An 11900-nucleotide genomic window follows, 5' to 3' on the forward strand; every position below is an offset into this window, starting at 1 on the left:
GGGATAGTTTGTGATTTGTTATATCGTTAATTTTTTATCAAAAAATGCCCTGTTATTGATCGCTTATCAAAGTTAAGCCATTAATTTCATTGCAACTTGGTTGGTGATATCAATTTGTTGCAATTTTACAACATATTGATTTGATAAAACAAACAAACAAACTGATAATTGCGCAATCAAAAGCATGAAGTAGTAGAATGCTAGAAAGTTTTCAAGTGCAGAATAGTTTTTTGCATATCAATATTAAAACCCGTAGTTTTCATTAAAAAGGACAACAGCATGAAGAAAATATCAGCTAAAAATACTCTCATGGGAATGATTCTTATACCAGTAATGTTTTCTGGTGCTGTTTTGGCACAAGAAACAGTTATTGATAAAGATAAAACTGTAAAAAAACCGGAAGCTTACGGTGTTGATGATCGTGGTGTAGTGGCAAGAAATACAACCGGTCTGTGCTGGCAAACCGGTTACTGGACACCGGCAATGGCGATTCCAGAATGTGATCCGGATCTGGCTAAAAAATCCGAAGCTGCTACGCCTGTAGCCGCAGCGCCTGCAGCCGCCGCAGCTGCTAAAACCGCACCGGAAAAAATTACATTCTCTGCCGATGCATTATTTGATTTTGATAGCGCCAAGCTGAAACCGAACGGTATTCAGTCTTTGAATGAATTTGTGACCGGCATAAAAGGTGTCAAGTACGATCTTATTATCGCTGTAGGTTATGCTGACCGCATCGGTTCCGATGAATACAACAAAAACCTGTCGGTACGCCGTGCTGAATCGGTCAAAGCTCATCTGGTTTCAAGAGGCATTGAACCAAGCCGTGTTTTTGTTGATGGCAAAGGTGAAGCTAATCCTGTGACAGGCAATAGCTGCGTAGGCGACAAAAAAACCAAAGCGTTGATCGAATGCTTGGCACCTGATCGCCGCGTTGAAATCGAAGTAGCCGGTACCCGATAAGCGAAACCGGTTCACTATTTTTATGCATAAAGCCCTGCCCTTAAGAGCAGGGCTTTTTTCTTTCTACATACTCGAAACGCATGAATGGTTTGCAGCAAATCGATACGCTGATTGAGGCGAAATGGATTATTCCCATTGAGCCTGCTGAAGTTGTACTGAATCAACATGCCATCGCCATCGATAAAGAAATCATCCGGGATATTCTGCCGGTATCCGAAGCCAATCTGCGTTACCAAGCCAAACAAACAATCACCCTAAGCAATCATGCGCTGATTCCGGGATTGATCAATCTGCACACCCATGCGGCCATGACACTGATGCGTGGACTTGCGGATGACATACCTTTGATGGCATGGCTCAATCGGCACATTTGGCCGACAGAAAATCAGCACGTTAATGCTCAGTTCGTATTGGATGGCACACAACTCGCGTGCGCCGAGATGATCAGGGGCGGTGTTACCTGTTTCAACGACATGTACTTTTTTCCGAAATCCTGCGCGGAAGCCGCTATCGGCTCCGGCATGCGCGCTGCCATCGGCATGGTCGTGATCGACTTTCCCACTGCCTACGCCAGCGACGCCGATGATTACTTGGCTAAGGGCCTGGATTTGCGCGACCAATATCAGCATCCGCTGCTGTCCTTCTGTTTTGCGCCGCACGCTCCTTATACCGTCAGCGACAAAACCTTCCGCAACATTCTGACTTATGCGGAACAGCTCGATACCCCGATACACACGCATTTGCACGAAACGCAGGATGAAATCCGCATCAGTATGGAATCCACCGGCATGCGGCCGATTGAACGCTTGCAGCAATTGGGGCTGCTCGGTCCGAATTTAATTGCAGTGCACATGACGCATCTGACCGATCATGAAATAAAACTCGTGCATCAATACGGTTGCAGCATCGCACATTGCCCTTCGTCCAACATGAAGCTCGCCAGCGGACTCGCGCCGATTGCGCCTGTATTGAATCAAGGTATCAATGTCGGTCTCGGCACCGATGGCGCAGCCAGTAATAATCGTCTCGATATGTTCGAGGAAATGCGCCTGGCAGCGCTGCTGGCAAAAGCGACCAGCGGACGGGCCGATGCCTTGCCCGCGCATCACGCTTTGAAAATGGCGACCTTGAATGGCGCCAATGCCTTGGGATTGGGGGAAATAACCGGCTCATTAACCCGTGGAAAAGCGGCTGATATTACCGCGGTCGACTTCTCTGGCCTCAATCTCGCGCCTTGTTACGACCCGGCTTCCCATTTAGTCTACACGGCAAGCCGTGAACAAGTGAGTCATGTGTGGGTAAATGGTAGAATGCTGCTCCACGATAAAGAACTGATGACGCTCAACCCGGTTGAGCTGCAATACCGCACCGCATACTGGCAAGAGCGTATCGCGGCCACATCAAAAAATTAGCTACAAAGGAACGCATATGGAAAATGACGGCATCAATGCTGATCCGCTGGAACTGGAAAAATTCAGCCAACTCGCGCACCGCTGGTGGGATCCCAACAGCGAATTCAAGCCGTTGCATGAAATCAATCCGCTACGCCTTAACTACATCAATGATCTGGTTGGCGGGTTAACCGGAAAAACCGTGCTGGATGTCGGTTGCGGCGGCGGCATTTTATCGGAAGGCATGGCATCGATGGGCGCGCACGTAACCGGCATCGATCTCAGCGACAAAGCGCTCAAAGTCGCCAAACTGCACCTGCTGGAAAGCGGGCATCACGTCGACTACCGCAAGATCACCGTGGAATCGCTGGCAAAAGAACAACCGCAGCACTTTGACGTGGTGACCTGCATGGAAATGCTCGAACACGTACCCGATCCCATGAGCGTTATCCGCTCCTGCACGCAATTAGCCAAACCCGGCGGCTGGGTTTTCTTCTCGACCATCAACCGTAATCCGAAAGCCTATCTGTTCGCCATCATTGGCGCGGAATATATCCTGAAGCTATTGCCGCGCGGCACGCACGAATACTCAAAATTCATCAAACCATCCGAACTCGCGCGCATGGCGCGCAACGCCGGTTTGACGGATGAGCAGCTGATCGGCATGACATACAACCCGGTCACCAAAGTCTACGCACTGGAAGATGACACCGATGTGAACTACATCATGGCGTATCGCACCTAAACAGATTGCGTTGTCTCACTATCACCTCCAGCATTTGAACTGAATCTATGATTAAAGCCGTACTCTTCGACTTCGACGGCACCCTGGCCGATACCGCGCCGGATCTCGGCCACGCCTTGAACCGGCAACTCACCCTGCGCGGACTGCCCGGGCTGCCCATCGAAAAAATCCGCACGCAGGCCTCCGCCGGTTCGCGCGGGCTGCTGGGACTCGGCTTCAACATCAAACCGGGCGACGCAGGCTATGAATCGATGCGCGACGAATTTTTGGATTTCTATACACAACGTTTGTGTCACGATACCTGTCTATTCCCCGGTGTTGATGCGTTGCTCGACCAGCTGGAACAACGCAACTTGCCCTGGGGCATCGTCACCAACAAACCGGCGCGTTTCGCGCATCCGCTGATTGAAATGCTGGGTCTGGCGCAACGCGTCGCCTGCGTCGTCTGCGGCGATGAATTGGCGAATACCAAACCACATCCCGAACCGCTCTTGACCGCCAGCAATAAAATAAACATTTCTCCCGCGCATTGCATTTATCTCGGAGACGACATCCGCGATGTTCAAGCCAGCCTCGCAGCCGGCATGCAACCCATCGTCGCCCGCTACGGCTATCTGGGCGACGATCAGCCGCCCGAAACCTGGGGCGCCCGGCACCTGATCGATCACCCCGCCGAGCTGCTGAGCTATCTGTAAAGAAACACCCGCTATTTCTGTTAGAATACCCGGCACATAGGACTTGAACTTTTAGATTTCAGCACCATCCTATGCACTACCAAAACGAATACCGGGGACGATCTGGTTTCGACGTGGGTTGCAAAGCAGCGCAGGGCATACCGAGGATCAGATTACCTCGTAAATCCATCTGAAAACAATAGTCGCAAACGACGAAAACTACGCTTTAGCCGCTTAATCGGCTAGCCTCTGCACCGGTGGGCCTCAACGCCGGGTCTGGCAACAGACAGCAGAGTCACTAACGAGGATCGCGTTTTATAGGGTCACTTTATAAAACGTTAAACGCAAGGTGACTCGTCTGTCATCAGCCTGCCAGTTGGCGGTTGCCAGGCTAAATTAAATAATATGGCTAAGTATGTAGAACTGTCTGTAGAGGGCTTGCGGACGCGGGTTCGATTCCCGCCGTCTCCACCATTTTACCATCCAACAAGATTCAATCGCATCCTAAAAACCCGTGTAATAGCGGGTTTTTCATTGAATAATTGTCCAAAATAGTCTAACCAAGTGTATTGACATCCAGGGGCAAGTGGGGGCAACATTGGGGATAACTGAGTTGTCTCAATAAGGAGTTGCCCCAGATGCCTCTAACCGATACAGCAATTCGAAATATAAAGCCTGGCGTCAAATCCATAAAGTTATTTGACGAGCGGGGATTATATTTAGAAGTCTCTCCCAGCGGTGGAAAATGGTGGCGTCTAAAATATCGCTTCGATAATAAGGAAAAAAGAATTTCACTGGGTGTTTATCCAGATATAAGTTTGAAGGATGCTCGAGATCGTCGAGACGAAGCTCGCAAGCTACTTGCCAATGGTGTTGATCCAAGTGAAAATCGTAAAGCGATAAAATCCACAAGAATGGATCGAGCAGCAAATAGCTTTGAAGTAGTAGGACGAGAATGGTTTGCCAAATATTCGCCTACTTGGGCATCAAATCATGGCGATCGGATTATTCGTCGTTTTGAACGAGATATTTTTCCCTGGATTGGCGGCAGACCTATTGCAGAAATAACTGCTCCCGAGCTGCTTAGCGTGATTCGTCGCATTGAAAGCCGCGGTGCGCTGGAAACTGCACACAGAGCATTGAGTAATTGTGGGCAAGTTTTTCGCTATGCAGTTGCAACTGGACGCGCCGAACGTGATCCCTCTGGAGATCTGCGTGGCGCATTACCGCCAGTCAAAGGCACACACTTTGCTGCAACCACCGAACCTAAAAGAGTGGCAGAAATTTTGCGTGCGATGGATGGTTATGAAGGCACTCTTACGGTTCGCTGCGCTTTACGCCTTGCTCCACTGGTTTTCGTCCGACCTGGTGAATTGCGTAATGCTGAGTGGGCTAATATCGATTTTGAAGCCGCAGAATGGCGTTACCTTGTTACTAAGACCAATACACCTCATATTGTTCCACTTTCGCGTCAAGCTATAGAAATATTACGTGAACTGCAACCACTTACTGGGAGTAATCGCTTTGTTTTTCCAAGTGCGCGCAGTCATAATCGCCCCATGAGTGATAACGCAATTCTTGCAGCTATGCGTCGCCTTGGTATTGATAAAGAAGAAATGAGTGGGCACGGCTTTCGAGCAGTTGCACGAACTATTCTTGATGAGGTTTTGGGTGTGCGGCCTGATTTTATTGAACACCAACTAGCTCATGCGGTACGTGACCCTAATGGACGCGCTTATAATCGTACAGCTCATTTACCAGAGCGACGAAAAATGATGCAGCAATGGGCAGATTATCTTGACAAGCTAAAAGTTGGAGCAGAAATAATTCCTATACATAAAAATGCCTAATGCGCTATACAACAGATTATTACAACCAGACCAACCAGAAACCAAACAACAAATATATACCTCCAGTCAAATTAGAATATTAGTCTAGCATTGTATCCAGAATTAGTTGATCACCACAAATCGCATTGGTTAAATCTTCGAGAATTCCCCGGCAGAACCGGGGAATTACCTGTCTTAATTCTTCACTAAGTAATCTTTAGGACTTACATTTAAAGTTACAACAGAAAAAAATCACGATATAAAATCAAATTGAATTATTAAATCGTTGCGAAATTGGTATTTTGCTCTATATTTCGTGGCCTTCCTCGCTTAGGAGAAGTCAATATGGGCATCTCACCTCTACGAAGCAGCTTTGTTTTCGGATTAGCTGCGGGCTTAATGAACTGCTCGACTTTGCACATATAGCTTACAATGTTGTTGCATAAATAATTGATCGCCTCTTCGTCATGCGCGTGTATTTCACCTATTCCTAATATGCCTTTGTCCTCATATTGTTTTTTATAGGCGTTAACGTTCCAATAGTGACCCTTTCCATCTGTAATCTTATCAACCCAATATCGACCGATCTGTTCCGCCAAATAAACATCGGCATTGGCTCTGCGCTCGGATGAGAAGAAAAATAATACATGGACGTGAAGACCTTTGCTCAATCCATTTTCAATTTTCTCCACATGGCCAAGTAGACCTTTGAACAGCTTTGGCTTATGGCGCATATTCGTATGAAGATGTTTAATATCTCTAATTAGATTTTTAATGCCAATCTGAGTGTCTTTTTTATAAGATAAATCAATTCTTATTACATTTATTGGAGTTCTTGCAGCAAAAAGATTTCTGACATACTTGCAGTACTCTTTTTTATTATTTTCCCCTGCTTTCCTTGCATCAAGAACTTTCTTTCTGGTTTTGGGTTCCCGCAGCCGCAACCATAAATCTTTAAAAAAATCATTTATGAAAACTCGAGCTTGCTCACCGTTTTCTTCACCATATATCGAATAATAAAATTTAGGGTTCTGGCAGAAGTCTCTTAAAAAAGAATCACCAAGGCTAAAATTACGATCCCGACAAAGCGCTCTAAAAGTTTCGATGTGTATACTGAATACATACTCACTCGAAAGTCTGCTGACGAGATAAGCAAAACTTGGCAGAATTTTTACAAAGCCTCCCTGCCAAGAGTTTACATACTTCTGATATTCAGTATATGTTTTTCTATTTATTATCTTATCATTGCATTTTGCTACAATGGATTTTTTTATAAATTCCTGACCATTCCCTTTGGTGGCCAATGTATCCAATAAACCTTCCAATAAATAAAATAGATTAACATCCTCTCCAGTAAAATCGGATGTCCATGTGCCTGTCTCTTCATCTGGAGCTGTAAATTTCAAGAGCCCTTTAAACAGTATTGCTTTATCTTCATTACTTAGTTTTTTCATACAAACCTCTATAAGATTTAAACTTTAATAGGGCTTGGAGATTTCAATGATATTCACAATAAGAATCAATAGAAAGTATTCGTAGATTTTCTATTCTATTCTCATAATTTGATGAATAATTCATTGGATTTTCATTAAGTTTTGTCATTAAGTATGAGCTTAACAACCTGTAACCAATCGATTGGTAGTTCTTGTTCCAATAGTATGGAGCAGTAGCTTATCTTAAGTTATAACACTCTAATTAATAACATATAATGCATAATCCTCAGTTTAAGAAATCCCCAAGCGTTCCTGTGTTTCGTGTAATCAATCTCCCTTAAGATCATGATCAAAAAAATTGATGCAACGTACAGAGTTATCCACCAGCTCGATAAAGCTGGTGGAATTTTCAGCTCTAGTTTTGTCTATTTTCGCGTGCGTTTATGCGCGATGATATCCACTGCTCAATTTCAAGGAGCGGCCACGCCACTCCACCGCGAATTCCTGAAGAAAGAGGAACAGGCTTTGGAAAAGACGCATCAAAATATTTTGATTTGCTATTTATTTTTGAATAAATGCTGCTTCTGCGTAATCCCGTGATACGGACGACTTCAGGCAGTCGAATAAGAATATTATTTGTATTTTTTTCAAGCATTAGAACTTTTTTCCTTTCAGAGAAGGCCAAGAGCTTAATGGATGTACTAGACACGACAGCTCAAGAGCCAAATTATTAAATAAATTTGTTTTGAAACTACGGTATAGGGTAGTGAGATGAGAAATTTGCTAAATACAGACGCAAATTAACTACCAATTATGATTGCGCAGCTAATAGAAGCTTAATATTGCTAGTTCTTTATTAGATGGCACTTTATATGAAATCGCTAGTGATTTTTATTATCACATCGCATTTCTGTTATGAAACGTTCTTTTTGAATAATGAACGTTAAGAGAATTATTGGGGTGAGGTAAAACGTATTTTGTATTAGCGATATAAAAACCTATACGAATTATTTGAACACATTTTATTAAAGAAAAAATTTTCTGTCAATAATAATGAGGCCATTGGCATGATCAATCTGCAATCTGCTATTACTACTAAATTTAAGCCTGATTTTTAAGTCAATGCAAATCGTAGAAAACGGATTTTATTGTTTGGTTTTGAGCTGAAAATAAGAAAATTCTTTGAAAAATAAAATTTATTTTAATCAATAGATAACATTCAATTCTGTACATCAATAATACCTTAATAACACTTAACTCTGTACATCCTATTTTTTACAACATCAGATTAAATCAGCATGATTTTTCTTTTAACTGATAACAAAAATGAGATATCAATTAAATTGGATTCCAAGCAAATCACTGATAGAAAATCAGTCACATTTTTTTAAATATTTTGGGAGATCAGAGTGGAGAATTTATACAAGTCAGGAGTTATATATAAATTACTTTTTACACTATTCCAACATCGGATTTTGTAATCCGATGTTGTTTTAAAACATCGCGCCGCTCTATTGCTTTACCCTTGTATAGACACCTCAGCTAAATTAAGCTGTTCCACTTTTTTGCCTAATTTGGTTGCCAAATTGCTCTTGTTCTCCGATTTATCCCGATTATCGGTGGGAATTTCATCAGAATAAAATTCCTCAACCACGGCAACGCCTTCTTCCTCGGAATCCTCGAACGCTCCATTCTCAAAACCCAATTTAGCCGCTTCATCCAAAGCAACTTGATCGAAACCTGATGCTTTTCGTTCATCGGCAAGTGTTTTGGCTTTTGCGATGGATTCAGCCATCCTCATTCCTGTCCTGATCGTTAAATCAACGTAATAAATCGGTGCGCGATGCGATCGAGTAGTCGATTTGCCGCGCAAGCGAAGCTCCAGTGGCAATGTCGACAGTAATTCTCCCGATACCGCCGCAAAGTACCGTAATCTAGTCGATAGCGTGCGGATACTGTTAAATCCAGTGGTGCGAAATACAAAACTGCCCAATTCATCCTCATCGTCGATACGAACATTCAACCGGCCATAAGGCTTGCAGTTGCCGCCCTTAGCCAGCTCGCACGATTCCGGCGCTGGACAAGGAAATGATTGGATACCGGTTTTAGTTGCCCGTCGGCATGTTTCACCATTACCAACACACACTGGTCTGCCAGTTTGCCGGTCGAACAGCGTGTAATTGGCGCGTAAGTTGAGATCAGGATCGTTAAACAGCAGTCTTACTGGAATATTGCGCAATTTGTTACCGTGTTCTTTATGCAAGGTTTCGTTCAGCGGATGATTGATCCAGCCGTCCTTGTTTTGTATCTGACTGGTAATCGTGAATTCGTCGTCTTTCTCAGGCAATCGTTTACCGTTTTTCTCCACGACTTTACCGATGGTTATCCGGCCAATCACCGGCGGTGTTAATGCAAGTCCTTTGAGCATGATGGTTCCTTTAGATAGCAATTAGGTTGAGGGGAATTTAGGTTGACGCATGAATCAGAAAGCGCCGTGAGCCGGGTTTGGTCAAGCAATAGCGTTGCAGCAAATCAGGTCGATCTTTAAGCAACCGATCAGTATCCAGTTCTGTTTTGTCTTTGCTGCGTTTCCAGGTGACTTCGCCGTTTTCAAACAGCGCTTTGGTTGCTTCACCCAGACGTTGCTGGATTTTCTGCTTCAATTGCGATTCGAGCTGGTTTTGGCTGGCCAATGTTTGCCTGACTGCCAGCAAATCGGATAATGTTTGTGACATTTCCGAATCACGGCTTAAATCGAGCGTTTTGCCGTTATCGTGCGGATACAGGCATCGTAAAGCCAACTCCGCAGAATCCGAGCCATCGGCAAGCGGTGCTTGATCCAGTTCCACGAAACGCCAGAATTGCCGTTCAAGTTCGATCAATTGCTTGATCATCGTCTCGTCCCGTTCAATACGGTGTACTTCCAGTTCTTGGCCGCAAATCAGCACTGCTACATCAGCCGCTTGTTTGCCGGTGACCGCCAGTTGGTACATGACTTGAAGCTGAACATATTCCGGCACGCCTTCTTTCCACAGCTTTACGCCGTTGATACCGGTAGTTTTGCATTCCAATATTTGCACATCCGGCGCACCGGTCACTTCCCGGTCTATATTGGCCAGCATCCAAGGCTCAATGGGATGTTGTAATACCGCATTGACGCGCCTGACCTTGTTGCCGGTACGCTTGGTATATTGGGCTGCAACGAAGGGTTCCAATAAAATCCCCCAGTACATCGGACTGGATTCGTCGTTCGGGTCGGTTTTCGGTAAATTGCCATCGCGGCCTGTCTTTTCCAGCCACAATTCCAGTTGCGATTTATAAGGATTAAGACCGACAGCCGCAGCCGCATCGGAGCTTCCGATACCGTTCTTGCGCACGTTTAACCACTGATCCCGGTTGAGATCGCGGGTTTTGATGAGTTTTAATGCCGGTTGGATTTTTATCTTTCTTTCGGGTTTGACAGAGTTGCTCATGGTTTTCTCCTGTCCGGGGTTAATGTTTTTGCTTCAAAAATGAAAAACCCCAGCCAATGCACTATTGACTGGGGTGGATAAGTTGAAGGTTGCGTTGGATAATTGAATGCTATGGGTTCGTATTACGGGATAAATGAACCGATAGCGGTTTACTCCACCAGTTGCAGCGCGTAATCGAGAGCGCGTTGTTTCAGGTTTGCACCTTGGCCGAACCATGCGTTATCGAGTCTGTGTCCCTGACTTCTGGCTCTTCTTTCGTGATCGACAAACTCGGTGACTGCGCAGAGCAGTCCCCAAGCCGTGCCGTTGGCGGACGCCAGTTGCGCGCCTCTGCCGTGACCGTCATACAGCGATTGCACGGTTTTTAACGCCCGTTCATTTTTGAGACCGGAGGGTTGATTGTCGTGATCATCGGTTTGGCAGAGCACTTTGAGGAAGTAATTCAGCGATTCGTGGCTTTTGACTTTGCGCTCCGACAGGGTTTTCATGCGGTACATGAAGCTATCCCACTGCGATACGGCGATACCGAGTTGCTTTTTGACGGCTTGCGCATCGAAGCTGGTGCTGTGCGGCACTTTGATGGCGCTGCTGGCGCCTTTGAGCGCGATGGATAATGTGTTGTTGCACACCACGCGAATGGTGGTAGGTGTTGCGGTGGTGGCCAGTGTGCCATCGCAGGAGGTGGCAAGCAGAATGTAACCGTTGACGGCATCATCGCCTTTGAGTTTTGTTTCTTTGCCAGTTCTAGCCAAAGCCCAGAATTTCTTACCTTCCTTGAGAACCCCGGCAGTTTCGAGCTCAAAGCCGGATACTTCGGTGAGATCGCGATAAAACTCCAAAATGGTCTTGGGCTGAACGACCTGATAGCGTTCACTGACTACCGATAATGGTGCTTTGGTATCGCTGCGGTACAGCACCTTTTGTTCGTCAAACGACCGCAATGAACCCAATGATCCGATTTGTTCGGTCATGTAGCGCACTGGCGCTTCGCAGATACTCCAATCCATCCCGGCTTTCTCCGCCCAGACTTCAATCGGTTGTTTGGCGGGTAAGCGGTTGCCCAGCTGGTGCCAGGGTGTTTCACCGGAATAAGCCATATTTTGAACGAGATGTGACATTGTGTGTTTTTCCTTATGGGTAAGTATAAAAATGCACGTAACGAGGTTATCGCTTCTAAAAAACGATAGACCGGTACTTGCGTGGATGAAAAAGGGAATAAAAGAAAGAAATAGAAAAGCGGAAAAGCGGAAAAGCGGAAAAGCGGCTAAAACCGGGGTGTGCCGGATGGATGCGTGTCAATCGATCCTGAAAACGTACTCGCATTGCAGGCATTCGTAGTTATCGAGAACGCGCTCGTCAATTATTTCCCCGACTTGTGCGCCCGCCATACCCCCG

Annotated in this window: 10 protein-coding genes and 1 other RNA gene; 6 read left to right on the plus strand and 5 right to left on the minus strand. The window is 45.5% G+C overall.

What is annotated here, in order from left to right; genetic code table 11:
- Positions 1 to 279 precede the first annotated feature (279 nt).
- The 6 genes from ABD07_RS03380 to ABD07_RS03405 all read left to right on the plus strand — a co-directional run bounded on the left by ABD07_RS03380 (position 280) and on the right by ABD07_RS03405 (position 5620).
- A complete protein-coding gene (locus ABD07_RS03380; RefSeq protein WP_132426762.1) occupies positions 280 to 960 on the plus strand; it encodes an OmpA family protein in 681 nt (226 codons plus the stop codon).
- An 80-nt stretch (positions 961 to 1040) separates the two neighbouring features.
- Positions 1041 to 2372 (plus strand): TRZ/ATZ family hydrolase, encoded by a 1332-nt coding sequence (locus ABD07_RS03385; RefSeq protein ID WP_160817112.1) that lies wholly within the window; start codon positions 1041 to 1043, stop codon positions 2370 to 2372.
- A 16-nt stretch (positions 2373 to 2388) separates the two neighbouring features.
- Positions 2389 to 3096, plus strand: coding sequence for a bifunctional 2-polyprenyl-6-hydroxyphenol methylase/3-demethylubiquinol 3-O-methyltransferase UbiG (gene ubiG / locus ABD07_RS03390; RefSeq protein ID WP_160817113.1), 708 nt, complete (start codon positions 2389 to 2391; stop codon positions 3094 to 3096).
- 47 nt (positions 3097 to 3143) lie between these two features.
- On the plus strand, positions 3144 to 3791 hold the full coding sequence (locus ABD07_RS03395) for an HAD family hydrolase (RefSeq protein WP_108699168.1): 648 nt from the start codon (positions 3144 to 3146) through the stop codon (positions 3789 to 3791).
- A 93-nt stretch (positions 3792 to 3884) separates the two neighbouring features.
- Positions 3885 to 4244, plus strand: a transfer-messenger RNA (tmRNA) gene (gene ssrA, locus ABD07_RS03400).
- A 164-nt stretch (positions 4245 to 4408) separates the two neighbouring features.
- Positions 4409 to 5620 (plus strand): tyrosine-type recombinase/integrase, encoded by a 1212-nt coding sequence (locus tag ABD07_RS03405; RefSeq protein ID WP_160817114.1) that lies wholly within the window; start codon positions 4409 to 4411, stop codon positions 5618 to 5620.
- Between the two features lie 257 nt (positions 5621 to 5877).
- Here the strand turns inward: ABD07_RS03405 and ABD07_RS03410 are convergent, their stop codons facing one another.
- From ABD07_RS03410 to ABD07_RS03430, 5 genes are all read right to left on the minus strand, one after another.
- Positions 5878 to 7053 (minus strand): YagK/YfjJ domain-containing protein, encoded by a 1176-nt coding sequence (locus ABD07_RS03410; RefSeq protein WP_160817115.1) that lies wholly within the window; start codon positions 7051 to 7053, stop codon positions 5878 to 5880.
- A gap of 394 nt (positions 7054 to 7447) precedes the next feature.
- Complete coding sequence (locus ABD07_RS03415; RefSeq protein WP_160817116.1) at positions 7448 to 7687, minus strand: helix-turn-helix transcriptional regulator; 240 nt, start codon at positions 7685 to 7687, stop codon at positions 7448 to 7450.
- 864 nt (positions 7688 to 8551) lie between these two features.
- Complete coding sequence (locus ABD07_RS03420; RefSeq protein ID WP_160817117.1) at positions 8552 to 9460, minus strand: recombination directionality factor; 909 nt, start codon at positions 9458 to 9460, stop codon at positions 8552 to 8554.
- Between the two features lie 37 nt (positions 9461 to 9497).
- Positions 9498 to 10505, minus strand: a complete 1008-nt coding sequence (locus ABD07_RS03425; protein ID WP_160817118.1) for a YqaJ viral recombinase family nuclease — start codon at positions 10503 to 10505, stop codon at positions 9498 to 9500.
- Positions 10506 to 10654: 149 nt separating this feature from the next.
- Complete coding sequence (locus ABD07_RS03430; protein WP_160817119.1) at positions 10655 to 11623, minus strand: DUF932 domain-containing protein; 969 nt, start codon at positions 11621 to 11623, stop codon at positions 10655 to 10657.
- Positions 11624 to 11900: the final 277 nt, after the last annotated feature.

Origin of the sequence: Nitrosomonas oligotropha (genome assembly GCF_009833085.1) — a bacterium.
GTDB classification, from domain to species: domain Bacteria; phylum Pseudomonadota; class Gammaproteobacteria; order Burkholderiales; family Nitrosomonadaceae; genus Nitrosomonas; species Nitrosomonas oligotropha.